The organism is Chryseobacterium sp. KCF3-3 (assembly GCF_045865955.1).
Classification (GTDB): domain Bacteria; phylum Bacteroidota; class Bacteroidia; order Flavobacteriales; family Weeksellaceae; genus Chryseobacterium.
Genome location: NZ_AP035792.1, coordinates 1,274,006 through 1,300,521 on the forward strand (window position 1 = coordinate 1,274,006; position 26,516 = coordinate 1,300,521).

At 37.9% G+C, this 26,516-nt stretch carries 16 protein-coding genes, 2 tRNA genes and 3 rRNA genes; 7 read left to right on the plus strand and 14 right to left on the minus strand.

The genetic code is table 11. The features are described 5' to 3' along the window. The first annotated feature begins 9 nt into the window (after positions 1–9). The 7 genes from ACKTTZ_RS05705 (at position 10) to ACKTTZ_RS05735 (ending at position 9,477) form a co-directional block, all read left to right on the plus strand. Positions 10–1,530: a SusD/RagB family nutrient-binding outer membrane lipoprotein gene (locus tag ACKTTZ_RS05705; protein WP_253318060.1), complete on the plus strand. Its 1,521-nt coding sequence runs from the start codon at positions 10–12 to the stop codon at positions 1,528–1,530. Between the two features lie 82 nt (positions 1,531–1,612). Then, a complete protein-coding gene (locus ACKTTZ_RS05710; RefSeq protein ID WP_407847768.1) occupies positions 1,613–3,958 on the plus strand; it encodes a phosphocholine-specific phospholipase C in 2,346 nt (781 codons plus the stop codon). A gap of 188 nt (positions 3,959–4,146) precedes the next feature. Then, positions 4,147–4,725 carry a hypothetical protein gene (locus ACKTTZ_RS05715; protein ID WP_034692867.1) on the plus strand — a complete coding sequence of 193 codons (579 nt, stop codon included), beginning with the start codon at positions 4,147–4,149 and terminating at the stop codon, positions 4,723–4,725. A gap of 104 nt (positions 4,726–4,829) precedes the next feature. Continuing rightward, positions 4,830–5,630 (plus strand): WxL protein host-binding domain-containing protein, encoded by an 801-nt coding sequence (locus ACKTTZ_RS05720; protein ID WP_034692866.1) that lies wholly within the window; start codon positions 4,830–4,832, stop codon positions 5,628–5,630. Further along, positions 5,623–8,376, plus strand: coding sequence for a hypothetical protein (locus tag ACKTTZ_RS05725; protein ID WP_407847770.1), 2,754 nt, complete (start codon positions 5,623–5,625; stop codon positions 8,374–8,376). The genes ACKTTZ_RS05720 and ACKTTZ_RS05725 overlap by 8 nt, the downstream gene beginning before the upstream one ends. Beyond that, the gene (locus ACKTTZ_RS05730; RefSeq protein WP_407847772.1) at positions 8,373–8,906 is read left to right on the plus strand and encodes a hypothetical protein; all 534 of its coding nucleotides are present in this window, start codon (positions 8,373–8,375) and stop codon (positions 8,904–8,906) included. Before ACKTTZ_RS05725 ends, ACKTTZ_RS05730 begins: the two co-directional genes overlap by 4 nt. A gap of 7 nt (positions 8,907–8,913) precedes the next feature. Beyond that, a complete protein-coding gene (locus ACKTTZ_RS05735; RefSeq protein WP_156106383.1) occupies positions 8,914–9,477 on the plus strand; it encodes a hypothetical protein in 564 nt (187 codons plus the stop codon). A 741-nt stretch (positions 9,478–10,218) separates the two neighbouring features. Here ACKTTZ_RS05735 and rrf read toward each other — a convergent pair. The 14 genes from rrf to ACKTTZ_RS05805 form a co-directional block, all read right to left on the minus strand. Continuing rightward, positions 10,219–10,326 (minus strand): 5S ribosomal RNA (gene rrf / locus ACKTTZ_RS05740). A gap of 155 nt (positions 10,327–10,481) precedes the next feature. After that, positions 10,482–13,238: ribosomal RNA gene (locus ACKTTZ_RS05745) — 23S ribosomal RNA — on the minus strand. 153 nt (positions 13,239–13,391) lie between these two features. Then, positions 13,392–13,465 (minus strand) — tRNA-Ala (locus ACKTTZ_RS05750). 85 nt (positions 13,466–13,550) lie between these two features. Then, positions 13,551–13,624 (minus strand) — tRNA-Ile (locus ACKTTZ_RS05755). Between the two features lie 211 nt (positions 13,625–13,835). Further along, positions 13,836–15,352: ribosomal RNA gene (locus ACKTTZ_RS05760) — 16S ribosomal RNA — on the minus strand. Together the 16S, 23S and 5S rRNA genes with 2 tRNA genes alongside form the textbook arrangement of a ribosomal RNA operon. 952 nt (positions 15,353–16,304) lie before the next feature. Next, a complete protein-coding gene (locus tag ACKTTZ_RS05765; RefSeq protein ID WP_253317164.1) occupies positions 16,305–16,985 on the minus strand; it encodes a hypothetical protein in 681 nt (226 codons plus the stop codon). Between the two features lie 10 nt (positions 16,986–16,995). Next, on the minus strand, positions 16,996–17,856 hold the full coding sequence (gene rfbD / locus ACKTTZ_RS05770) for a dTDP-4-dehydrorhamnose reductase (RefSeq protein WP_034692400.1): 861 nt from the start codon (positions 17,854–17,856) through the stop codon (positions 16,996–16,998). A 47-nt stretch (positions 17,857–17,903) separates the two neighbouring features. After that, the gene (locus ACKTTZ_RS05775; protein WP_253317165.1) at positions 17,904–18,389 is read right to left on the minus strand and encodes a thioesterase family protein; all 486 of its coding nucleotides are present in this window, start codon (positions 18,387–18,389) and stop codon (positions 17,904–17,906) included. Between the two features lie 70 nt (positions 18,390–18,459). After that, positions 18,460–18,963: an OmpH family outer membrane protein gene (locus tag ACKTTZ_RS05780; RefSeq protein WP_034692403.1), complete on the minus strand. Its 504-nt coding sequence runs from the start codon at positions 18,961–18,963 to the stop codon at positions 18,460–18,462. A gap of 65 nt (positions 18,964–19,028) precedes the next feature. Further along, positions 19,029–19,583 (minus strand): OmpH family outer membrane protein, encoded by a 555-nt coding sequence (locus ACKTTZ_RS05785; RefSeq protein ID WP_034692795.1) that lies wholly within the window; start codon positions 19,581–19,583, stop codon positions 19,029–19,031. 8 nt (positions 19,584–19,591) lie between these two features. Continuing rightward, positions 19,592–22,126, minus strand: a complete 2,535-nt coding sequence (gene bamA, locus ACKTTZ_RS05790; RefSeq protein WP_034692405.1) for an outer membrane protein assembly factor BamA — start codon at positions 22,124–22,126, stop codon at positions 19,592–19,594. Positions 22,127–22,154: 28 nt separating this feature from the next. Continuing rightward, on the minus strand, positions 22,155–22,904 hold the full coding sequence (locus ACKTTZ_RS05795; protein WP_034692407.1) for an isoprenyl transferase: 750 nt from the start codon (positions 22,902–22,904) through the stop codon (positions 22,155–22,157). A gap of 1 nt (position 22,905) precedes the next feature. Next, a complete protein-coding gene (locus ACKTTZ_RS05800) occupies positions 22,906–23,796 on the minus strand; it encodes a DUF6089 family protein (protein WP_034692408.1) in 891 nt (296 codons plus the stop codon). Positions 23,797–24,009: 213 nt separating this feature from the next. After that, positions 24,010–26,514: a polysaccharide biosynthesis tyrosine autokinase gene (locus ACKTTZ_RS05805; RefSeq protein ID WP_253317167.1), complete on the minus strand. Its 2,505-nt coding sequence runs from the start codon at positions 26,512–26,514 to the stop codon at positions 24,010–24,012. Between the last annotated feature and the right edge of the window lie 2 nt (positions 26,515–26,516).

A 26,516-nucleotide genomic window follows, 5' to 3' on the forward strand; every position in this document is an offset into this window, starting at 1 on the left:
GTCAAGACAATGAAAAATAATATAAACAAAGTGAAAGGTCAAAATGGTAAAACGGCAAAATGGCTGATGAAATCTCTATTTGCAGCCGGGCTTCTGACATTGGCTTCATGTGAATCCAACCTTGATACCATCAATGAAAACCCTAATGACCAGGCCAGTATAGATCCTAAATATCTTTTGACTTATGTTGAAAAATACACTTTCCAGGTAAATGGAGATAATATGTATGCCTCCAGAATGATGATTGGTACTGATGGCGAAAATTCTTATCAGTATATGAAATGGAATGATACTTCTTTTGAAGTTTATACCAAAGGACTTCTGAACACCGGAAAAATGATGCAGGAAGCTGAAAAAAGAGGAAATAAAAATTATCTGGCTATCGGAAAGTTTTTGAGAGCCTATCATTTCTTCAATATCAGTTTAAAAGTAGGAAGTGCTCCTTATTCTGAGGCAGCAAAGGGTGAATCTGGAATTACCCAGCCTAAATATGATACACAGGAAGCCATCATGTCCGGAATTTTATCAGAATTAAAAGAAGCCAATGATCTTATTAATACCAACGAAAAAATTGAAGGTGACATTGTATACAACGGAGATGCTTTAAAGTGGAAAAAACTAATCAATTCATTCCGTCTGAAAATCCTGATCACTTTATCTAAAAAAGCGACAGTAGGAAATTATAATATCGCTACAGAATTTGCTTCAATTGCAGGAAGCCAATCTCTCATGACTTCCATTGCAGATAATGGTGAACTTAAGTTTGCAGATGCTGCTGACAGCAGATACACGATGTTTAATAATAGTGGATATGGTTCGAGTTTGTATATGGCAGATTATTTTATTAATATGTTCAAAGACAGGCATGATCCACGTTTGTTCACATTTGCAGCACAGACTACCGGAGCAAAAGAAGCAGGAAAAGCCATCACAGATTATACAGGATATAACGGTGGAAATCCTACTTCCCCCTACTCTGATAATGCAGCGCTGATCACGGCAAAAAACATTTCTAAAGTAAACGATCGTTTCTATAAAGATCCTACCAATGAACCTGCGTCTGTATTAAGTTATTCAGAACTTGAGTTTATTCTGGCTGAAGCCACAGCAAGAGGCTGGATTTCCGGATCTGCAAAAACACATTATGACAATGCTATCAAAGCAAGTTTCAATTTTTATCAGACGTATGTAAAAAATCCGGGACAATATTTCTCAGGCTTTGATGTGAACCAATATCTGACAACTCCTTTAGTCGTTTATAATAATACTGATCCATTGCAAACACAACTGGAGAAGATCATGACTCAAAAATACATGACGATGTTCCATCAGGCACAGTGGACTTCTTACTTTGATTATTTAAGAACAGGCTTTCCAAATTATCCTTTAAAAGCAGGAGTTGCAGCTCCTTTCAGGTTCAGATATCCGCAGTCTGAGTATAATTACAACAGCAATAATTTAAAAGCTGCTTTAACGGCTCAATATGGAGGAAATGATAATATCAATTCCAAACCTTGGTGGTTACAATAAAAATCTGATTAACTTTATATCAAACAAAGAAACCGCAGGAAAATCCTATTAACTTGCGGTTTCTTTCTTATTACGATTGAACATGAACAGAAGAGAATTTTTAGAGAAATCAAGTATTTTATTAGCGGGATTAGGAACTTCAGGGGTTCTGCATCCTTCTATTTTAAAAGCTTTAGCCATTGATCCGGCTGCCCAGTCTACATTTTATGATGCAGAGCATGTTGTCATCCTGATGCAGGAAAACCGTTCATTTGATCATGCTTTTGGTGCTCTCAAAGGAGTAAGAGGTTTTTTGGATAAAAGAGCTTTTATAAAACAGGACGGCCATTCTGTTTTCTTTCAAAAAAATGATGAAGGAAAATATGCATCTCCCGCCCGTCTGGATTTAAGAAATACAAAATCTACCTGGATGAGCTCATTGCCTCACTCATGGGCAGATCAGCAGAAAGCTTTGAACAAAGGAAAATTTGACCAATGGCTTCAGGCAAAAGCCTCGGGAAATAAAGAGTATAAAAATATTCCGCTTACCTTAGGGTATTACAACCGCGAAGACCTTCCGTTTTATTATCAGCTGGCAGACGCCTTCACTATATTCGATCAGTATTTCTGCTCATCGCTTACCGGAACTACTCCCAACAGGCTGTTTCTTTGGTCCGGAACATTGAGAGAACAGCAAAACGGAAAAGTAAAGGCCAATGTTGTCAATGAAAATATTGATTATGACAAAGCAACGCAGGCAAAATGGAAAAGTTTCCCGGAAATATTAGAACAACAAAATGTTTCCTGGAAAATTTATCAGAATGAAATCAGTCTTCCAAAAGGAATGTCCGGAGAGCAGGAAGCCTGGCTGAGTAATTTTACAGATAACCCGATTGAGTGGTTTTCAAAATTTAACGTTAAGTTTTCAAAAGGGTATTATCAGAATATTCCCAATATCATTGCCTATCTGAAGAAGGAGATTGAAAAAAATCCTAATCAGAAAGAAAGACTTGAAGCCATGTTGGCGGAAGTACAGGAAGATCAGGTGAAATACCATCCTGATAATTATTCCAAACTTTCAAAAGAAGAAAAAAATCTTCACGAAAAAGCATTTACAACCAATTCCAATAATCCGGATTACTGGAAACTGGAAATCGGAAAGGATGAAAACGGAGAAAGGCTTGTTGTTCCGGAAGGTGATGTATTATTCCAGTTCCGTAAAGATGTGGAAGAGAAAAAACTTCCGTTGGTTTCCTGGCTGGTAGCACCGGAACACTTCTCAGATCATCCTGGATCACCTTGGTATGGAGCATGGTATATTTCTGAAGTTCTGAATATTCTGACCAAAGATCCTGAAACATGGAAAAAAACCATATTTATCATCAATTATGATGAGAATGACGGATATTTTGACCACGTACTACCTTTTGCACCACCGGTGAACCCAAGCCAGCCCGTAGATATGAACGGAAAAGAAGGGGTGGAATATGTGGATCAATCTCAGGAGTATATGAGCAATCCTTCTTTGAAAAGCTATGAAAAAGTAGAAGGAACAGTGGGATTAGGCTATAGAGTACCTATGATCATCGTATCACCATGGACGAAAGGAGGCTTCGTAAATTCTGAAGTATCGGATCACACGTCTGTACTGCAGTTTCTGGAAAAATTCATCATGAAAAAGTTTAAAAAGGATGTTCATGTTGACAATATCAGCGACTGGAGAAGAGCGGTATGCGGAGATCTTACCTCTGCTTTCAATTCTTCCAGCGTGAAAGTTCCGAAAATGGATTATCTGAATCAAAAGGATTATGCTACTACCATCAATGCAGCTAAAAATAAACCTGTTCCCAATCTGAAATGGTATTCTGAAGATGAACTTAAAGACAATTTGCTTGACATTCAGGAAAGAGGACTGAAACCCTCCAACCCATTGCCTTATCATTTTCATGTAAACCTGGAAGGAGATCATATAAAAATGACTAACCTGAAAGAAAATGGAGTTCCTTTACTTGTTTATGACAGGACTCAATTTGACAGCAATAATTATCATTTTTCATATGCCTTATATTCCAGACAAAATTTATCCCATCCTGTACATTCCGGAGCTTATGATTATGAAATTTTTGGTCCCAATGGCTTTTTCAGGAAATTCCAGGGAAGTATTTCACCAGAAATAGAGATAATTTTTGAGAATATAACAGCAAAAAATCAGGTTAAACTGACTATAAGAAGCAACAAAAAGAAAAATTTTTCCATCAATCTGGAAGATCTGTACACAAAAAATAAAAAAACAATTTCTGTACAAAAACCAGAAGAAAAAATAATTATTGATCTTGATAAATTTAAAGGTTGGTATGATTTGAAAATAACACTAAATGAGCATCTGTGGCACTTTTCAGGGAGAATAGAGACTGGAAAAGTCTCAGTTTCTGATCCGCACTGGGCATAAAAAATGTTGATCAATAGGGATAAAAGCCTGTACAAATTTGTACAGGCTTTTTTTGACTTATTCTGTTAAAGTATCTATTGAATATAATGCATTACATACAGTAAATAATTATTAATATAAAAATTATGATATATTTTTCTCAAACTATTCCGAATTTTATTATATTCACTATACTAATTATCAGCATCATGAAAAAACTAAATTTGACAATTGCAGCGTCTTTATTTGCATTGGCTCTATCCGGGAATCTAAGCGCCCAAGACCTCGCTACAGATAACCATACGGTTACCATTTCTATTCCCGAAGTTGCATTGGTAGATATTGAACCAGCAGCAACCAAAAACATTACCCTTGGATTTACAGCGCCTACTGAAGCCGGAAATCCTATTCTTCCATCTGCGGCCAACACTACGTTGTGGCTTAATTACTCTTCTATTAAATCTGTGGCAGATCCTACCCGTAATATAAGCGTAAAAATGAACGCTCTCATTCCTGGAGTAGATCTTCATGTAACTGCTGCTGCTGCCACCGGAGCCGGAGCTGGTACATTAGGGCTATCCGCAGGTCTATTGACTTTAAATGCTGCCGGCCAGACGATTATTTCAGGTATCGGAAGTGCTTACACAGGAAATGGAGCTAATAACGGTCACAATCTTACCTATGCACTCGCTGCAGGAAGTGGTCCTGGAGGGGTAGCAGCTTACGCTGACTTACAGGCTACTGCTACTGTTGCTGCTACCGTTACTTATACAATATCAGACGATTAGAATTTAATTAAAATTCAATTTCGCCTTTCAAAAATAAGAAGAAGCTGTTAATCAGTTTCTTCCTGGCTTTGTATTATTCATGATTTAACTCCAAACTTTACACAATGATAAAGCGTATCCTTCTTTTGATCACCCTGATTTTGCAGTTCAGCTTTTTACATGCCGGTATTGTGATTCTCAACGGGCTTACGCATTCTTACAAAATAGAAAACGGAAAGGTTTATAAAGGAAAAGTTGCCATTGAAAACACGGGCAGCAATCCTCAAAGTGTAAAAATATTTTTACAGGATTATACCTACCATGCGGACGGAACGATCAATTATACAGCATTACGTACCAATACACGAAGTAACGGAGAGTGGTTGAAACTCAACACCAATCTTGTTACTCTTAAAGGTAAAGAAAAGACTGAGATATTCTATGAAATAACAGTTCCCAATCAGGCAATGGATCCGGGAAGCTATTGGAGTGTGATCATTGTAGAACCGGTAGAAGATATAAAACCAAGTGATGGTAAACCTGGAGTGAGCATCACTTCTATTATACGATACGCCATTCAGGTCATTACAGATTTGGAAACAGAAAAAGCCAAACCGGATCTTAAGTTTGAAAGTATCAAGGTGGAAAAACAGGAAGGAAAACAAACGGCAAAGATAGCAATAGCCAATAATGGTAATCTTTACTGTAAAGCCATAACATCTATTGAAATCTATAACCGCAAAACGGGTGAAAAAGTGGGAACTTATTCAAGTTTAACAATGGGGCTGTTACCCAACACCTCCAAAACATTTTACATTGACATCAGTAAAGTACCCCCCGATAAATACAAAGCAGCTATCATAGCTACCGATGAAGAAGAGAATGCTTTTGCACTCAATGTGGAATTAGAAGTAAAAAATGATTAGAACTTGGACTTTATTTATTATCATATCATTATTCCCGGTATTTATTTTTTCTCAAGAGCAATCCAATAGATTGATCAGTAAAAAAGATAGTTTAATGCCGGGAATGTCTACTTCTATTCCCTTCACTTTAGAAAACAATTCGGCAGAAACCAAAATATACGATATCTCAGTTTCCACATCAAGTCCTTCAATCAATCCTATTTTAGCAAAAGGAGAATTTCAAATTCTTCCTCATGAAACATCAGTTTATCTCGTTCCCCTGCGTATCGGCACAGAAACAGGACAGGGTATCTATACTGTAATACTGAATATTACCGATCGCAATAACGGAATAGCTTTTACAAAAAATACAAAAATCATCGTTTCAGGGAACAGCAATCTTTTAGTTACTGCCTTGAATACTCCTGAATTTGTAAGAGCTGGGGAAACAATCCGTGCGTCTTTTCTTTTAAAAAATAATGGTAATATAACAGAAAGTATTGTTCTAGAAAGTAAAAATGCTATTGTTGATAATGAAACATCATTAGTCCTGGAACCTAATGAGTCAAAAACAATTACTATTCATAAAGTAACAAATCCAGAACTCGCTCAAAATGAATTTCAAAACCTAAACCTTTCGGTACATCCAAAAGGTAATCCAAAAGAAAATCAGGATGTCTATGTGAGTACTCAGGTGATATCAGCAAAACCTTCTGAAAAAGACATTTATCACAGGCTTCCTGTTGCTTTCTCATTATCTTTCATTGGTATGCAGAATATGGGAGTATATAATGATGGTTTTCAGGGAGAAATATATGGTAAGGGAACACTTGATAAAGACAATAAAAATCAGATTGAGTTCAGAGCGGTTACTCACAATCCTATAGAAATCAATACATTTACTCAATATGAAGAATATTTTGTGAATTATAAACGGAACAATTTCTCTATTCATCTGGGTGATAAAACTTACTCTTCTTCCTATCTTACAGAATTTGCAAGATATGGCCGCGGGGCAGAAATCCGATATGATCTCAATAAAGTAAGCTTCGGTGGATTTTATAACCATCCGAGGTTTTTCAGAGATATTAAAGATGAATTTAATTTTTATTCCGCCTTTAAAATCCGAAAAGAGTCCGAAATTTCTGTAGGCTATCTCTACAAAACTCCAAGAAAAGAAGAAATCAGATATAGCGAAGTAAGACTTGATTCAGATGCTCATTTGCCTTATGCCAAAGGAAAATTCAAGGTTTCAAACAATATAACTCTTTCCGGAGAATTGGCGTACAGTACTACACAAAAAACAGATGGAACAGCTTATTTATTACAAGCTGAGGCCGTTTTTAAAAAGTGGAATGGAAATTTAATGTATATGAGAGCCAGCCCTGATTTCGCCGGATATTTTACCAATACCAATACCTTTAATGGTAATATTTTCTACAATCTCACAAAGAAAATAAGTGTCTTTGCCAATTATATGCAGGATGCCAAAAATTTCCAAAGAGATACCCTGTTACTGGCTGCACCCTATAGAAAGTCTTTTCAATATGGTATACAGTACAAATATATACCGAGTGGTTTCATTATCCTTAATAATGGATATCAAACCTATAAAGACCGTTTAGAACCTAAGCAATTTGATTATTATGAGCGTTACTTCAAAGTGAGTATTAATCAGCAGATAGGCGTGTTTCAGGTAAACCTGGATGGACAATTTGGGAAAACAGATAATTATCTGACAGGATTTAGTGGCAATTCAAGTTTTTATTCTGCGAATCTTTCATTTCAAAAGTTCAAAACGTCATTTAACATTTTCGGAAGTTATGCTATCAGCTCAAGATATCAGCTTCAAAATCAGAAAAACCTTTATTACGGAGCCAGAATCTTTAGTCAGTTTTCTGATAAGACCAGCTTAAGTATCTTTTATCAGAACAATTATATGCCTGAGGAATATTTTAAAGACAGAAATCTGTTTGAACTTCTATTTCACCAGCAGTTATTTCCCGGAAATGAACTTGACCTTTCCGGAAGATATTCATTGCAAAGAGGAGAAATCGGAGATAAAGATTTTATATTCTCCATGCGCTATACATGGCGTCCCAATATTCCCGTACAGAAAACGGCGGAATATGTTTCGCTTTCAGGAAATGTAAGTAACCTGGGTATAAAAAAGACGGAAGGAATTAGATTAATGCTCGGAAGTTATTTATCTGTTACGGATAAGGATGGAAATTATATATTTAAAAATATTATTCCAGGTAATTATTTTATTGAAATGGACCGCTCCACTACAGAACTCAATGACATTCCAACTCAAACTTTACCTGCTGCTCTTTCACTGATGAATAAAGAAAATACCTTTAATTTTGGATTAACAACAGCAGCAAATGTTCAGGGACATGTTAAAATTTTAGAAACCGGAGAAAAAGATCAATCGGATTTTGGCCAGGTACAATCTGAAAAAGGAAAGAAGAAAAAGGAAAGTATTGTTGTGGAAGCGACCAATAATGATCAGACTTTCCGCAAGATCTGTTTCATTGGAGAAAACTTTGACTTCACTTATCTTAGGCCTGGAGACTGGACTATTAAAGTCTATCGTAACGGGCTTGATAAACGGTATAAAATTTCAACAGACAAATTTCTGTTTACTTTACAACCTTCGGAAACAAAAAAAATAAGCATCAATGTTGTCAAACAACAGATAGAGATCAAATATCAACAGGAATCCTTGAAAGTAGGATATAATGAAATAAAAAAGAAGAGATGATTCTGATCCGTACCATATTATTAATTGCATTTTGTGTTGTATCCGGTTCAATCTATTCCCAGACCGCAAATACTACTGTCAGTCTTACACTGCCTGTGGTAACTTTAATGGATATTGAGCCAACAGGAAGTATTGTTTTAAATTTTACGCCTCCTACAGAAGCAGGAAATGCTCTTGGAGCACCAACTCCCAATACGTCGAAATGGATCAACTATACTTCAGCTATTGCTACCGGTGGACTTACCAGAAGAATTACGGCCTCAGTAAATAAAGTTATCGCAGGTGTTAATATAAGAGTTCAGGCAGCCTCAGCCTCAGGAGCTGGCGGTGGAACATTGGGAACATCCTCAGGGCAGGTAATTCTTACCACTACTCCTACTACCATCATTAGTGGTATTGGCGGAGCATATACAGGAAATGGAGCGAATAACGGCCATGCCCTCACTATTTCACTTGCCACTAATACTTATGCCAATTTACAGGCTCAGGCCAATACAGCAATCATCATCACCTATACCATCACAGAATAAAATGAAAATGAAAAGTCCCCTTCTCAAAGAACAGTTCTTAAAAAGATATCTTTACATTATTGCTTTAATAATGGGAAGTTATCTCGAAGGGCAAACCATAAGTATTGCCGGCACTAACTGGACTGTGAGTGTCCCTACCATTACAGAGGCAGGAAGTAACTATACCGGAACTTATGATAACCCTGCACAATTAACATTATCCGGTCTTTTGCCTGGGTCTTTTCTTAATCTTCTCTCAGCCTCCGGAGCAAAAATCACCATGCAACTTTCCCCAACTTCATGGAACAGCTCCCTAAAACTATATGCAAAAAGAAGTGGGGGAACAGCAACAATCAATGGTCTTTGTGTCCTTTGTACCTCTTCGATCAATGGAGGTACCGCAAATTTTATAGAAATACCACAAGCAAATGCTGTAACATTATCAACAATAACCTTTAGTGGAGTTTTAGGAGTCAATAACAGTGTAAATTATTCCGGCATCAATGTACAACTTGAAATAGGTGGAGTGTCTGTCACAATTCCCGCAGCATCTTACAGCACACAAATAGTTTTTACGATAGCAGCAAACTAAATATTTAATTAAGAAAACTTGCGATGTGATCAATATAAGAACCGTTTCTTTAGAGAAGCGGTTTTTTTATTTCTTTTGACTTAAAATAACATGGATTCCGGAGCTTAAATACTTTTAATAAACAAAGTATAAGTTTTATATATGATAAGCCAATTATGAGCTTAAAATGATAGAGGGCATAATTTCCGGGGTACGGGGTTCGAGTTACAGAGATTAGACGTCAGAGTTGCAAGTGTAAGCATCACTTCTATTCCCATTGAACCATTCCCTAAGAATCAAGGTTTATGTATGAGAGGTTTAAAGAATTTAAGATGACAAGAGAATGTCTAAGTTTTTTAGCAATTAGTATTAGAAGTGTCATGCTGAGCGGAGTCGAAGCATTTTAATAAGAAGAAATTATATTTCTGTTATTTTAATTCCACGAAAGAGCTTTATTTAGACTCCTACGGAGTGACAGACTGGGTTGGAATAAAGATAGTATTGAAGGTAAAGACCCATTGTGGGATAAAGAATGGAAAAACAGAGGGCTGGAAGCAGGAAGCTTGAAGCTGGAGGAAGGAAGATAAAGGAGATATGAGCTGGTTAGTTTATTACGTCGCATCTATTACTAATTACTCATTGCCTATTACTCATTGCTCATTACTTATGTCTCTGTTGGGTTTGGGGGTTGGTTTGTTGGTGTATGTATATAACAAAAAAACCTTTATCGTAATGATAAAGGTTTTTTAAAAATAAAATAAAAACTGGCGGCGGCCTACTCTCCCGCGTTAGCAGTACCATCGGCGCTGGTGGGCTTAACTTCTGTGTTCGGAATGGGAACAGGTGAGCCCCACCGCTAAAACCACCCTAAAGGTTGTATATAAGGTTGCTGGATGTAGGTAATAGGTTGCAGGTTGTACCTGCTTCCTGATAGCTACCATCTGCTACCTGTTTTAAGCGATAAAAACTTTCACAAAGACAAAACCTTCACTGCGCATAAAGCACTTGGTTTATTAGTAACCATAGACTATAAATCTACGGGTAATTAGTACTACTTGGCTATGACATTACTGTCTTTACACCTATAGCCTATCAACGTCGTCATCTACAACGACCCTTAAAAGATGTCTCATCTTGAGGCGAGTTTCGCACTTATATGCTTTCAGTGCTTATCTCTTCCAAACGTAGCTACTCAGCGGTGCACCTGGCGGTACAACTGATACACCAGAGGTTTGTTCAATTCGGTCCTCTCGTACTAGAATCAAGCCCTCTCAAACATCTAACGCCCGCAATAGATAGAGACCGAACTGTCTCACGACGTTCTGAACCCAGCTCGCGTGCCACTTTAATGGGCGAACAGCCCAACCCTTGGGACCTTCTCCAGCCCCAGGATGTGACGAGCCGACATCGAGGTGCCGAACCTCCCCGTCGATGTGAGCTCTTGGGGGAGACTAGCCTGTTATCCCCGGAGTACCTTTTATCCTATGAGCGATGGCCCTTCCATACGGAACCACCGGATCACTATGTCCTGCTTTCGCACCTGATCGACTTGTAGGTCTCACAGTCAAGCACCCTTATGCCATTACACTCTACGCACGGTTACCAAGCGTGCTGAGGGTACCTTTGAAAGCCTCCGTTACTCTTTTGGAGGCGACCACCCCAGTCAAACTACCCACCACGCAATGTCCTTCTGAAAGAAGTTAGGCTCCAAGTAAGTAAAGGGTGGTATTTCAACGTTGGCTCCACAAACACTAGCGTGCCTGCTTCAAAGCCTCCCACCTATCCTACACATTACTTACTCAAAGTCAATACGAAGTTATAGTAAAGGTTCACAGGGTCTTTTCGTCCCATTGCGGGTAATCGGCATCTTCACCGATACTACAATTTCACCGAGCTCGTGGCTGAGACAGTGCCCAGATCGTTACACCATTCGTGCAGGTCGGAACTTACCCGACAAGGAATTTCGCTACCTTAGGACCGTTATAGTTACGGCCGCCGTTTACTGGGGCTTCAGTTAATGCCTTCGATTTAACTCTAAGCACCTTCCTTAACCTTCCAGCACCGGGCAGGTGTCAGACCCTATACAGCATCTTTCGATTTAGCAGAGTCCTGTGTTTTTGATAAACAGTCGCCTGGGCCTCTTCACTGCGGCCAACATTGCTGTTGGCGTCTCTTCTTCCGAAGTTACGAGACTATTTTGCCTAGTTCCTTAGCCACGACTCACTCGAGCACCTTAGGATTCTCTCCTCGACCACCTGTGTCGGTTTTGGTACGGGTTGCTTCACTTCGGCTTTTCTTGGATCAGATTACACTACAGCAGCTTCGCCCGAAGGCTAGGCCTTGACTATTCCGTCAGTCTCCAGCAGCTACATCCAACCGTCCCCTTTTATTGTGAGCAAGTATGGGAATATTAACCCATTGTCCATCCACTACCCCTTTCGGGTTCGCGTTAGGTCCCGACTAACCCTCAGCTGATTAGCATGGCTGAGGAAGCCTTGGTCTTTCGGTGAGCAGGTTTCTCGCCTGCTTTATCGTTACTTATGCCTACATTTTCTTTTCTATCCGCTCCACAATACCTCACAGTACTGCTTCGGCGCAAATAGAATGCTCTCCTACCAGATATATCTAAAATATAAATCCATAGCTTCGGTAATATGTTTATGCCCGATTATTATCCATGCCGGACCGCTCGACTAGTGAGCTGTTACGCACTCTTTAAATGAATGGCTGCTTCCAAGCCAACATCCTAGCTGTCAATGCAGTCCAACCGCGTTGTTTCAACTTAACATATATTTTGGGACCTTAGCTGTTGGTCTGGGTTCTTTCCCTCTCGGACATGGACCTTAGCACCCATGCCCTCACTGCCGTAGAACATTTATTAGCATTCGGAGTTTGTCAGGAATTGGTAGGCGATGAAACCCCCGCATCCAATCAGTAGCTCTACCTCTAATAAACTTATATACGACGCTGCACCTAAATGCATTTCGGAGAGTACGAGCTATCTCCCAGTTTGATTGGCCTTTCACCCCTACCCACAGGTCATCCGAAGACTTTTCAACGTCAACCGGTTCGGTCCTCCACTCTGTGTTACCAGAGCTTCAACCTGCCCATGGGTAGATCACAAGGTTTCGCGTCTAATCCTACTAACTATGCGCCCTATTCAGACTCGCTTTCGCTCCGGCTCCGGTACTTAATACCTTAACCTCGCTAGTAAAATTAACTCGTAGGCTCATTATGCAAAAGGCACGCCGTCACAGCTTTATGCTGCTCCGACCGCTTGTAGGCGTACGGTTTCAGGTTCTATTTCACCCTTCTATTCGAAGTGCTTTTCACCTTTCCTTCACAGTACTTGTTCACTATCGGTCTTTCAGGAGTATTTAGCCTTGGAGGATGGTCCCCCCATATTCAGACAGGATTTCACGTGTCCCGCCCTACTCATTTATCATCTTAATATGCCTTTCGAGTACAGGATTATCACCTTCTACGATTGTTCTTTCCAGAACATTCCTCTAAACATAAAAAGACTTTTGGGCTAATCCGCTTTCGCTCGCCACTACTTACGGAATCTCTTCGATTTCTTTTCCTCCGGGTACTTAGATGTTTCAGTTCTCCGGGTTTGCTCCTCTTACGAGGTGACATATCTTCAATATGCCGGGTTGCCCCATTCGGATATCTGCGGATCAATTCGTGTGTGCCAATCCCCGCAGCTTTTCGCAGCTTACCACGTCCTTCGTCGCCTCTGAAAGCCTAGGCATCCGCCATACGCCCTTAACGATTTCTTTCCTATTGGTTACTCAAGCGCTTTATGCGCTCGGTTTTCTCTTTGTGATGTCTTTACCGTTAATGTCAATGATCTTAATTTCTTTCTTTCAAACTGATGAACAAATGTTGTTTTTGGCTCCATTCGTAACTTTTAAATCAGTCTTCCAAAACTGTGGAGAATAAGGGAGTCGAACCCTTGACCTCCTGCGTGCAAGGCAGGCGCTCTAGCCAGCTGAGCTAATTCCCCGCTAGTTTAGATGTTAGTAGTTAGAAGTTAGAGATTAGTAAAAACTAACTTCTAATTTCTAGATTCTAACCTCTATTTTAATTAGTAGTCTCGGGCAGGCTCGAACTGCCGACCTCTACATTATCAGTGTAGCGCTCTAACCAGCTGAGCTACGAGACTTTGTTTTAGATGTTAGATTTTAGATACTAGATGTTAGACTAATCTCTAACTTCTAATTTCTAACTTCTTTTCTAAATCTCTTTCCCTATACTAATTTCTAGTGGGTTTTGTATTTTTATATAGCAACCAAACAAAAAACTAAAGCTATTGCTTTAAGTAAGTATATTGTATCTTACGATACTGATTTTGTTTAACGTCTTAAGACGCTCTAAAATGAGATGTTCCAGCCGCACCTTCCGGTACGGCTACCTTGTTACGACTTAGCCCTAGTTACCTGTTTTACCCTAGGCAGCTCCTGTTACGGTCACCGACTTCAGGTACCCCAGACTTCCATGGCTTGACGGGCGGTGTGTACAAGGCCCGGGAACGTATTCACCGCGCCATGGCTGATGCGCGATTACTAGCGATTCCAGCTTCATAGAGTCGAGTTGCAGACTCCAATCCGAACTGAGACCGGCTTTCGAGATTTGCATCACTTCGCAGTGTAGCTACCCTCTGTACCGGCCATTGTATTACGTGTGTGGCCCAAGGCGTAAGGGCCGTGATGATTTGACGTCATCCCCACCTTCCTCTCTACTTGCGTAGGCAGTCTCACTAGAGTCCCCAACTTAATGATGGCAACTAGTGACAGGGGTTGCGCTCGTTGCAGGACTTAACCTAACACCTCACGGCACGAGCTGACGACAACCATGCAGCACCTTGAAAAATGTCCGAAGAAAAGTCTATTTCTAAACCTGTCATTTCCCATTTAAGCCTTGGTAAGGTTCCTCGCGTATCATCGAATTAAACCACATAATCCACCGCTTGTGCGGGCCCCCGTCAATTCCTTTGAGTTTCAAACTTGCGTTCGTACTCCCCAGGTGGCTAACTTATCACTTTCGCTTAGTCTCTGAAGCTTGCGCTCCAAAAACGAGTTAGCATCGTTTACGGCGTGGACTACCAGGGTATCTAATCCTGTTCGCTCCCCACGCTTTCGTCCATCAGCGTCAGTTGTTGCTTAGTAACCTGCCTTCGCAATTGGTGTTCTAAGTAATATCTATGCATTTCACCGCTACACTACTTATTCCAGCTACTTCAACAACACTCAAGACTTGCAGTATCAATGGCAGTTTCACAGTTAAGCTGTGAGATTTCACCACTGACTTACAAATCCGCCTACGGACCCTTTAAACCCAATAAATCCGGATAACGCTTGCACCCTCCGTATTACCGCGGCTGCTGGCACGGAGTTAGCCGGTGCTTATTCGTATAGTACCTTCAGCTAGATACACGTATCTAGGTTTATCCCTATACAAAAGAAGTTTACAACCCATAGGGCCGTCGTCCTTCACGCGGGATGGCTGGATCAGGCTCGCACCCATTGTCCAATATTCCTCACTGCTGCCTCCCGTAGGAGTCTGGTCCGTGTCTCAGTACCAGTGTGGGGGATCACCCTCTCAGGCCCCCTAAAGATCGTAGACTTGGTGAGCCGTTACCTCACCAACTATCTAATCTTGCGCGTGCCCATCTCTATCCACCGGAGTTTTCAATATTAAATGATGCCATTCAATATATTATGGGGTATTAATCTTCCTTTCGAAAGGCTATCCCCCTGATAAAGGCAGGTTGCACACGTGTTCCGCACCCGTACGCCGCTCTCAAGATCCCGAAGAATCTCTACCGCTCGGCTTGCATGTGTTAGGCCTCCCGCTAGCGTTCATCCTGAGCCAGGATCAAACTCTCCATTGTATGTTTGTCTGACTCACTCAAAGTTTTTAACGCTTTAGTTTTTCCTTACTTGGTTGTTATATTGTATGTCAATGATCTTTATATCTTTCGCTTTTTAACGTAACAATCTTTCTGTCAGTGTTGCTCCGTATTTGCGAGTGCAAAAGTAAAACTTTATTTTGAATTGACCAAATGTTTTTGAAGAAAATTTTAAAGTTTTTTTTAAGTAACCTTAATTCTTCCTAAACCTTCAATCTCTCTACTCCTGCGCTCCCTCTAATTGGGACTGCAAAGATAATAACTATTTTTTAACTGACAACTTTTTTTATAAAAAAATTAAAGTTTTTTTTTCGTCCTTATCTTATGAAGTATTTCTTTGTTTCTGCCCATCTAAAGGCTCTTCTGCGCTACTGAATGTCTTTCGTTTTTCAGTGGGGCAAAGATAGAAACTTACCATACACTACGCAACTTTATTTAACTTAAATTTCATATTGAAACGAGATTTTATCCTAATCTACTGGAAGGCAGGGAGAAAAATTTTAAACATTTGTTTGGAGGATCGGGTGAGAGGGTTGGAGAGTTGGAGGGTTTGAGAGGATGAGAGGGGATGATTCGAAGGGCGGGAGGCGGGGTTTTGGGGTGTGGAAGGATCAAAATAAGGGATATATAATAATAAGGATAGATGTAGGGTTGGGCTGAAGCCTGAGGATCGGAAAATTTTCATGAGAACAGGCTACTATTGATATATAATAAGATAAGGAGGGTTTCCAACAAAGCCTGTAAAAAGTCCGACTGGTCATACGTTTGGATTAAAGCCCAAGACAAAGATCATATAAAAGAAGAGGCTGTCAAAAGTCTCCCTCTCTCGGACTCCTATTTAAGGAATTCTCCGAGCGTTGGTTTACCTTTTGACAGCCTCTTCGTATTGATGGTTTATATAGGTAAACCTATAATTGTTTAGTATAGACAGCTTCTAAGGTCTGCTTTCTTTATATATTACGCTCAAAAATTCAGCATAGGACTTCTCCAGACCAATAATATCTCCGGATTTCAGATTCAAACCTCCTACTCCTGAGTTATCTGGTTTTACTTTTAGAGAAGAAACCTGAAAATAGAGGTTGTCATCATTGGCTTTTGGTTGAACTTTCACTGTAGAACCTAAAAGCTTTTTGGTTGAGATGGTATAGATTTCTCCCGGAACAACTTTTAATTTCAAAAATGATCTGGGAGAGATTTTATAGTCTTTACGGTTGATGCTAATCTTTTGGTCTTTTTCAGAAGAGGCAAATATATACATGTCACCATGTGTAGCCGTTAATTTTTCTTTGGGTGTATAATATAAAGCTATTTTATAATTGGCAGCATTGAATGCCTGAGGTGTACCATCAACATTTTCGAAAGGTTTTAATTCAAATGTATTGGCACCAATTTCTTTTGCTTTTTTATATACCAAGGAAAATACGAGTGCATCATCTTTTGAAAAACCCTGTACTTCTACTTCTCCTAAATAAATAGCATCTGTAGCAGCAGCTTCTTTTCTTAATAAGAATTTATCTGAGTTGTCATTTGTTTTTTCAACTCTGGTCATATAAACATTCTGTGCATTCCACAGCTGGATACATAACACTGAAAAGAGGATTGCAATATTCTTCATATATATAGTATTAGTGTGAAAGGATCTCAACACATTCTTCAAGGCTGTTTTCCCAATGTTTGGGTTCTATTTTGTAAACTTCCTCTATTTTATCCAAAGACATGGTACTTCTTACAGGTCTTTTGGCGGGAGTTGGATACTGTTCGGTTGTTAATGGATTTAATTGTATTGATGACTTTGAAAATTCTGCAATTTTTTTTGCAAATTCAAACCAGGTTGTCTCCGGATAGTTTGAGAAATGGAAAATTCCATAGGTTTTCTGCGGTGCTTCAATAATCCTCATAATAGCTTCTGCCAAATCGTTTGCGTTAGTAGGCTGTCCAAACTGATCCGCAACGATTCCCAACTCTTCTTTTTGAGAGAAAAGGTTTAACATTGTTTTCACAAAGTTCTTATTAAATTCAGAATACAGCCATGAAGTTCTCAGAATGATTGTCTTTGGATTGATTTCCAGAGCAAGTTCTTCTCCTTCTCTTTTTGAAGCTCCATATACTCCAATCGGGTTTGTAAAGTCATCTTCAGAGTAAGGAAGGTTTGTGGTACCATCAAAAACATAATCTGTAGAAACATGGATCAGAACAGATTTATGATCTGCGCATGCCTGAGCAAGATGAGCTACTCCATCAGCATTTACGGCAAAGGCTTTATCTTTTTCCTTTTCCGCCAGATCAACTGCGGTGTAAGCGGAGGCATTGATGCAATAATCAGGTTTGTTATCATAAAAGAAATCATTCACCTGCTCTTCATTGGTAACGTTTAAAGTGGACGAGTCTGTAAATAAGAATTCATATAGATGTTCAAAATCCGGGGCAATCTTTTTTATGCAGTTTCCTAATTGTCCGTTACTCCCTATTACTGCTATTTTTTTCATTTGTTTATTATTAATTTTTAAATTGGAACCTTCAATAAGAAATGAGATTAAGAGTTCTTGGCATTCTGAGATCTTAAAAACTTCACTCTTGACTGGAAGTCTTTTTGGATAAGATCCACATAAAATTTATCAAAAACCTCTTTGATATCTTCGGGATGAACTTCAGATTTTCTTGTTTTAACATTAAAATAAATAACGGTCACCCAAAGTACAGCATGAATTGTCTTTTCATCAAGGCTTTTCATCAGAATTTCGACTTTTGCCGTTCTATCCTGTACATCGATGGTCTTGCTGCTGATCACTACCTGTGTATTATATCTTACTTCTTTCAGATAGGCTATTTCATTTTGAATAGCAATCCAGGTACAGCCGGTTTGTTTGGTATATTCTTCATAGGTAAATCCATAAAATGTTTCTACATGATCTTCTCTGGCATTGAACATATACTCAAGATATTTTACATTATTCAGATGTCCGATTGGATCACAGTCACTAAACCTAACTTTGACCGTAGTTGATACTTCTTTTTCCATTCCGCAAAAATAAAAAAACCACCTCTAAAAGAGGTGGTTAGTTTTATAAATCTTTGTTAATTTGCTGAAATTATTGAATTCCTAGTTCTTTCTTCACAGCTGCAGTTGCGTCTGGTCCTGCTTTATAAAGGAATGCTGTTGAGTTTGCATCCATAATATAATCGTATCCGCTAGCTTTAGCTACTTTTTCTACTGCATCGTTTAGCTTTTTCTCAATAGGAGCGAAAGCTAAGTCTTGCTTAGACTGAAGATCTTTTTGAGCTTTTTCCTGCATTTGCTGGATTTCTTCAGCTAATTTTTTCATTTCTGCTTCTCTCGCGTTGTTTTCGTCAGCTGTTTTCTTAGGAGCTTCAGTTTGATATTGCTGATATTTAGTTTGAGCTGCGTCAGCTTTTTTCTTAATCTCAGCTTGTTTAGTATCTAAGAATGTTTTAAGATCAGCATCTGCTTTCTTTTTCTCCGGCATTGCGTTAAGAACTCCCATTACATCTAAAGTAGCAATTTTTTGAGCTTTTGCCATACCTACAGATACAACCATCATTACTGCTGCAAATAATACACTTAATTTTTTCATAACTGGTAAATAAATAATTTAATTTGTTTTTAGATTTTAAAATATAGCAAAAGTTAATTCTTTGATTATTTTTTGCCTTTGCTATTTGTTTTTTCCTTCTTGTCTGTCCCTTTTAATAGAATAGACAATACTTTTTCGGTGTAATCATATTTTGACTGAAGGAAAATAACACTAATGTTATTGCTTTTATCAAGAACTATGCCCAAGCCATTTTTTTCGGACATTGTTTTGATAGCTCCCCAAATCTGATCCTGAAAAGGCTGAACAAGATTTGTTCTCAGTTTTGTAATTTCACCGTTAGCTCCAAAACGTAAGCTTGTTGTTGTTTTAATATTTTTATCAAGATCGGTAACTTCTTTTTCTCTAAGTTTAAGCTGGTCACCTATCAATAAAACTTTTTCACTTTCAAAAGCAGCTTTTTTTCTTTCATATTCAGACTGAAGGCTTTGAAGTTCAGACTCCCAGGTATCGATCTGAGAATTCAACCTTGCTTCAGCTTCTTTATACTGAGGTAATTTATTCAAAATTTCATTAGTATCCACTACTCCGATTTTCTGGGCACTGTTCAACCCGAAAAGCAAGAGTAATGCGAACGTGAAAATTATTTTAAAGTGCTTCATAATTATAATTATAATGTTTGGTTCATCAAGAAGTGGTTTCTCCATCCAGACTTTTCACCAGAAATAGTTTTATCAAGACCTAGTGCAAAGTCAAATCCGATCAATCCAAATGCTCCCATATAAACTCTTACCCCAATTCCGACAGATCTTTTCAACTGGAACGGGCTGTAAGAACTCCATGAATTCCATACGTTACCTCCTTCAGCGAATGTCAAAGCATAGATTTTTGCAGTCTGGCTCATTGAGATCGGGTATCTTAATTCTAAAGTAAATCTGTTATAGATTGTACCTCCTCCTTTCTGTGTAATATCTTCTCCCTGACCTCCTTCTGTAGTGGCATTTTCATAACCTCTTAAAGGAATCAATTCTCTACCGTCATATCGACCTCCGAAAAGACCTGTTCCTCCCATATAGAATCTTTCGAATGGCGGAGCACCCAATTGGCTGTTATATCCGTCCATGAATCCCATTTCTGCAGAAGATCTCAAGACCAGTTTTCCAATGATTTCATTGTAAACATCAGCTTTAAACTTGATTTTATAGAATTCCATCCACTTATATTTGTCAATAGCTGACATTGTAGAGTAATCTTTTTTCTTAAACAATGAGTATGGAGGAGTCAGTTTTGCTGAAAGCTCGATATTGGATCCAGTTGTTGGGAAAATCGGGTCAATACCTGCAGAGTTTCTGCTCAGTCCTAAGTTGACACTGAAGTTATTGGCAGTACCATTATTTTCAGTGGAATCTCCAAACTGGAATGGATAGTTTTTGAAGTCATACTTCTGGAACTGTAGCCCAGTATAAAGAGAGAAATAGTCATCCGGCCAGTTCAATAGTCTGTTCAGACCTACTGAAGCAGAGAAGATGTTCAATTTCTGAGCGTCTCCATATTGATCTGTATATCTTACTCTTGAGTTATTCAAACTTACAGAAAGAGCTGTTGGTCTTGTACCAAATAGCCAAGGTTCTGTGAATGATACTCCATAGTTCTGGAAGTACTGTCCTGCTTGCACCTGAACTGAGAACGTTTGTCCGTCTCCCTGAGGTACTGGTTTGAAATCTTTAAACTTAAGAAAATTCTTTAATGAGAAGTTATTAAATGTCAATCCTAAAGTACCGATGAAACTGTTACCACCGTAACCTGCCTGTAGCTGAACCTGAGAAGATCCTTTTTCTACAAGTTTCCAATTGATATCTACGGTATTATCCACCTGATTTGGCTGGATATCCTGTCCGATTTGCTGAGGGTCAAAGAATGACATCCCTGCTAAATCGAAATAGGTTCTCTTAATTTCTGTTTTCTTGAATAGCTCTCCTGGTTTTGTTCTTAGTGCTCTAAGAATTACATGGTCATGGGTTGTTGTATTCCCCTGCCATGTTACTTTATTCCAGGTAGCCTGCTCTCCTTCATTAATTCTTACTTCAAGGTTTACGGCATCTCCTGCTACTGATTTTTCAACAGGTGTTACGTTTGAGAAAAGGTAACCATTGTTCATGTAAACAGATTTAATATCCGAATCATCCTCTTTACCACCGTCTTCACCAACTTTTTTGTTGAAACCTACAGCATCGTAAATATCACCTTTCTTATATCCTAATAATCTCTGTAAGTATTCTGTAGAGTATACAGTATTACCCGTGAATGTAACATCCCCGATATAATATTTTTTACCCTCGCTAAGTTTTACATTGATTTCGTAATTATTTCTTTTGTTTCTCCATACTGAATCTGAAACAATTTTAGCGTCTCTGTATCCAAGGGAGTTGTAATAACTGATAAGACTTTGCTTGTCTTCCTGATATTTATCTTCAATGAATTTTGAGGACTTCAAAATACCACCAATACCGAAACGTTTTTGCTTAGTTTCTTTGAAAGCTTTATTTCTAAGTTTTCTATCGGTTACATTCTCGTTTCCTTCAAATTCAATATGATCAATTTTGATTCTTTTACCCTTATCAACATTAATTGTCCAGTCTACCAACGCAGGATCTCCTGCATTTACCTTATCCTGAATAGTGATTTTAGCATCTGCAAAACCTTTTTTGATATAGTCTTTAGGGACATGGGTTTTAAGGCTTGAAACTAAGTTCTGAGTAATCTTAGTTCCTGGTTTAAGGTTGTTATCCTTTGCCAGTTTTTCACTTTTAGATTTACCGATTCCTTTTCCTGCAAATTTCACTTCTCCAAGTTCTTTCAGATCCTGTAGATGAAATTTCAGAACAATCGTTTGTCCTTCAATACTTTGAACGTAAACTTCCACTTCAGAAAAAGATTGGGTATCCCAAAGCTTTTTTACAGCATTGCTGATTTTCTGTCCCGGAATGTCTACACTTTCTCCTTTTGTAAGGCCCGTAAATCTTAAGATCTGAGCTGGTGTATATTTTTTTACCCCATCTACAACGATGTCTTTAAGTGTATAAGTTCCTGCCTCATTTTCTGCATGTACAGCATTATTTACTTTTGTGCTGTCTTGTGGAGTTACTTGTCCATAAAAATGTGCAGAAGCAGCAAACATAATGATGGGTAATAGTCTAAACTTCATTTTATCGAGTCTTTCTTTTCTTAAAATTTTATTGGCCTTTCACCTGTTCGCCGGTTAAACCATATCTTCTTTCCTTGTTTTGATAATCAACAATACATTGGAAGAAAATATCTTTGGTGAAATCCGGCCACAGCACATTTAAAAACTGTAATTCTGCATAAGCAATCTGCCAAAGCAGGAAGTTGCTTATCCTTATTTCGCCGCTGGTTCTGATCAGTAAATCTACAGGAGGAAAATCTTTTGTATATAGATAGTTTTCGAATAAACTTTCGTTTATATTTTCTATCTCTACTTTTCCTTCTTTTACATCAGAACTTATATTTTTTACGGCTTCCAGTATTTCATTTTGTGAGCCATAGCTAATAGCCAATACAAGGTTTCCTTTTGTGTTTTCTTTTGTAAGCTCTACCACACGTTCCAACTGCTCTTTTACTAATGTAGGTAGTTTCTCAAGATTCCCTATAACATGCATTCTCAATCCTTTGCTGAAGATCTCTTCTGCTTCCAGCAGTAAGGTCTCTACCAACAGGTTCATAAGGGTATTCACTTCTTCACTTGGACGATTCCAATTTTCTGAAGAGAATGTATACAGTGTTAAATAAGGGATATTAATCTCATTACATGCATTAATAGCATTTCTTACTGCATTAATGGCATTTTTGTGACCGAAAGTTCTTTCTTCGCCACGAGATTTTGCCCATCTTCCATTACCATCCATAATGATGGCTACGTGTTTTGGTAAATTCTCAGAATTTATTTTTTCTTTAATCAACGACATATTATTCACAATAACATGGAGGTCTTCCGAACGAATATGTAAGTCCTAAACTGAAAGTATTTATCCAGTCGTTGGATCTTCCATCTCCAATATTTCTCTTTTTAATAAACTCTGCTTCTCTTTCTTTAGAAACCGCATAATAATTTCCTGACTGTAATAATGAACCACCTGTAGCGGGATCCAAAATATCAGCATTAAAAGAAGTTTTTACATCTTTGGAAAGGATCTTACTATGATCCAACTGATCCGTCAATGTATATCTGAATGTAGCTTCTGCAAATATAGCCCAAGAATGGTTGAATTTATACTTCAGACCCACCCCAAAAGGAATATGCATTGTTACTTTTTTCCCTAATGAATAATCTGTGGTGGTTGTAAAATCCAATTCATTGATCGGAGCCAGTGCCACACCATCAGCATCTCTCCTGAAATCATTCACAAGAGTAGCTTTAGGAGCATCAAACATCAAAGCACCGATACCTCCGAAGATGTAAGGGCTCAGCATGCTGATCTGCTCGTTATTTACAGGGAAAAAGTTATATTCAAACATTAAACTCGCCTCATACACATTGTTTTTTCCGTATGAGTTTCTATTTCTTCTATAATCCTCTTTCGCCGCTTTATCACTAAACTGAATCTGATTGTATCCCAAATCCAATCTAACGGTCTGATGCGGGTTAAAATTAAATCTGTATAATAAACCACCATAAAATGGGATGCCCCAATCTGACGCTCTGCTTAAATCCAACGGCTTCTGTAAAATATAATTTGTCCTTCCTACATCTCCCACTAGGTTACTCATACCTAGACGAACTCCCAATTCGTTTCTTTGTGCTTTAACACTTACCACTCCAAGGAAGGCAAGGAAGCTAAACAATAATTTTTTATTCATAAAAGAATATGGATTTATGGTTATTTTAAAATTTAATTTTTGCAAATATAAAACATTTTTATATTAATGATAATCTTAATGTTTAGTTAAAAATAAACAAAAAAACATAATTTGTTATAAAGTAAACGGCAAAGTGGCAAAAATATTCTTTTTTTCATAGAATGAAAATACTTTAAATATGAAAAAACCCCCATTAAATGAGGGTTTAATGCTTTATTTTTTATTGAATAATACCTGTACTTTATTTCTGATCCTTATTAATAAAGGCTCTTTATAATTTTTATCTTCATCAAAATATCCGTAACCATAACCATATCCGTAGCCGTAACCGTAGCCATATCCGTAGCCTTGTTTGGTGTTATAGTCATTATAAACAAGTCCTAAATTACTAACTTCATCATTATGATACTTTTCAGTAATCATTTTCAGCATATACTTTTCTGTATATTCATGGCGTACTACATAAATATTAGTATCAGAATATTTCATCAGCTCATATGAGTCAGCCACAAGACCTACAGGTGGTGAATCTATAATAATGAAATCATATTTTTCTTTAAGTTCTTCTATAAATCTGATATTTTTCTGGCTCATTAAAAGCTCAGATGGGTTTGGTGGGATAGGACCTGAAGTAGCAACATCAAGATTAGGAATCTTGGTTTTGTTAATAATCTGGTCAATATCTACTTCTCCTGTAAGATAATTTGAGATCCCATATTTATTATCAATCTTAAAGTCTCCAAAGATTTTTGGTTTTCTAAGATCCATTCCTAATAAAATTGTTTTTTTATCACTCAATCCTATTACAGATGCCAAATTGATAGAAATATAAGTTTTCCCTTCTCCTCCAATGGATGATGTGATCAAAATAACTTTACCTTTTTCACTTTCATTATCCATTAAGAATCTCATATTTGCTCTTATTCCTCTGAAAGCCTCAGATACAGATGATTTTGGCTGTTCCAGAACGGTAAGCATATTTTCATTGCTGTTATTTCCTATTACTCCAAGAAGTGGAATTTTCGTAGCACTTAACAGCTCTTTGATATTTCTGATTTTACTGTCTAATACTTCACCCACAAAGATAAACAGTAATGGAAGTAGCAGTAACCCAGAGATAATAGCAGTCTTTGCTAGCTTTACATTAGGTCCGATAGCCCTTTGTCCCAGGTTTTTAGCAGGGTCAATCACAGTAATATCAGATTGGTTGGTAGCCATTCTCATCTTCGTATCACTCTGTCTTCCCAAGAGACTATTATAAGTAGCCTCAATCATATTATATCCTCTCTCTGCATCCAAATATCTTCTTTCTTTTTCAGGATAAGAAGCTAAATCTGAGTTGGCACCTGAAATATCACGATCAATTTTGTTGATCTCGTCATAATATCTGCTATAATATCCTCTTAAGCTGTTTGATGATCCCGTTCTTGCTTCATCAATAAGTCTGTTGATTTCTCTCATTGGCTCTGATGAAGGCTTATAGATGGAAGCCATTTCTGCTCTTTTGGTATATAAAGCTTTAAGTTCAGAGACTGTTGCTGAGAATACTCCATCTTCAAAACCTGCGGCATTGGTTCCAATCATTTTATCAAAATTCTGGGACTGCAGCGTGTTTTTTATATTGTTAAGTGAATTGATTTTGCTTATGATATCTGCTTTTCTAGCCTCCAGTTCTTTTATTTTTTCAAGAGATTTTTCATCTCTGTCTTTAATGTTATAAAGTTTTTCCGAGGTTTTTAAATAATTCAGCACATTAGCACTTGAATCAAGCTTTTTGCGGATATTATCCAGATTGTCTTTTAAAAAGATGTCTGTGTTCTTATTAACCACATTTTTATCAGCCAATCTCTTTTTCTGTAATTCTGCAACAGATTTATTAAGGAAATTAACTGTACTATTAAGATTATATCCTTTTTTGGTAATAATCATAATAGATCTGATTTCTTTATCAAAATCAACACCTGTAGTCGAAACAATTTCATTCACACTCTCATTTACAGAACTCAGGTTTACAATGATATTATCCAGTTTGATTTTAGTAGGTACTGGATTTCTAATAAGCCTGAATCTCAGGTTAGGAGAATTGTACCACTCATTGATTTTAATGATTTTATCAGCGGGTCTGCCATATGAGTTGATGCTCTGAAAGCCTTCAACTTCATAATTGTATAAGTTTGTAGATTCGCCTTCTTCGGGTAAAACTACTTGATATGCTCCATCTCCTTTTGGCATCAGGGTAATAGGATAATTAATCTGTTGAAGATGTTTTTTATCAATCTGAAGAAAAACAGGTGAATCATCTTTATCCAGGTAAGTAGATTTTATCAGTCCTTTGGTAGAATAATTAACAAAAAGATCCAGTTCTTTTACCAAAAACTCGTTATGTGATCTGGATAAAAGCATTTTCTTCAGATAAAGCCCATCCTGATTTCCGGTATCACCCCAAATGAAATTGATCGATTGATTATTCTGTGTTGGTAAAAACTCAGACCCTTTGCTGGAAGTACTTAATGACAAGTCTGATGCATAAATATTTTGCGCATAGTAATGAGTGTATCCCCATGCAAGCCCATAGCCGATAAAAAACATGAATACAAACCAATACCAGTTCTTAAGAATCCTTCTTAAAAAGTGCTCTAAATCAAATAATGCAAATGATCCATACTTTTCTTTCTGAGAATTATTCTTCTCTGCAGCGTTTACTCTTTCTGGAATCATGA

Excerpts from the sequence above, each read along its gene's own strand:
- rfbD (WP_034692400.1), bottom strand. The coding sequence starts at position 17,856 with ATGAAAAAAATAGCAGTAATAGGGAGTAACGGACAATTAGGAAACTGC.
- ACKTTZ_RS05775 (WP_253317165.1), bottom strand. The coding sequence starts at position 18,389 with ATGGAAAAAGAAGTATCAACTACGGTCAAAGTTAGGTTTAGTGACTGT.
- ACKTTZ_RS05735 (WP_156106383.1), top strand. The coding sequence starts at position 8,914 with ATGAAAAGTCCCCTTCTCAAAGAACAGTTCTTAAAAAGATATCTTTAC.
- ACKTTZ_RS05780 (WP_034692403.1), bottom strand. The coding sequence starts at position 18,963 with ATGAAAAAATTAAGTGTATTATTTGCAGCAGTAATGATGGTTGTATCT.
- ACKTTZ_RS05800 (WP_034692408.1), bottom strand. The coding sequence starts at position 23,796 with ATGAATAAAAAATTATTGTTTAGCTTCCTTGCCTTCCTTGGAGTGGTA.
- ACKTTZ_RS05720 (WP_034692866.1), top strand. The coding sequence starts at position 4,830 with ATGATAAAGCGTATCCTTCTTTTGATCACCCTGATTTTGCAGTTCAGC.
- ACKTTZ_RS05785 (WP_034692795.1), bottom strand. The coding sequence starts at position 19,583 with ATGAAGCACTTTAAAATAATTTTCACGTTCGCATTACTCTTGCTTTTC.
- ACKTTZ_RS05715 (WP_034692867.1), top strand. The coding sequence starts at position 4,147 with ATGAAAAAACTAAATTTGACAATTGCAGCGTCTTTATTTGCATTGGCT.
- ACKTTZ_RS05730 (WP_407847772.1), top strand. The coding sequence starts at position 8,373 with ATGATTCTGATCCGTACCATATTATTAATTGCATTTTGTGTTGTATCC.
- bamA (WP_034692405.1), bottom strand. The coding sequence starts at position 22,126 with ATGAAGTTTAGACTATTACCCATCATTATGTTTGCTGCTTCTGCACAT.
- ACKTTZ_RS05725 (WP_407847770.1), top strand. The coding sequence starts at position 5,623 with ATGATTAGAACTTGGACTTTATTTATTATCATATCATTATTCCCGGTA.
- ACKTTZ_RS05705 (WP_253318060.1), top strand. The coding sequence starts at position 10 with ATGAAAAATAATATAAACAAAGTGAAAGGTCAAAATGGTAAAACGGCA.
- ACKTTZ_RS05795 (WP_034692407.1), bottom strand. The coding sequence starts at position 22,904 with ATGTCGTTGATTAAAGAAAAAATAAATTCTGAGAATTTACCAAAACAC.
- ACKTTZ_RS05765 (WP_253317164.1), bottom strand. The coding sequence starts at position 16,985 with ATGAAGAATATTGCAATCCTCTTTTCAGTGTTATGTATCCAGCTGTGG.
- ACKTTZ_RS05805 (WP_253317167.1), bottom strand. The coding sequence starts at position 26,514 with ATGATTCCAGAAAGAGTAAACGCTGCAGAGAAGAATAATTCTCAGAAA.
- ACKTTZ_RS05710 (WP_407847768.1), top strand. The coding sequence starts at position 1,613 with ATGAACAGAAGAGAATTTTTAGAGAAATCAAGTATTTTATTAGCGGGA.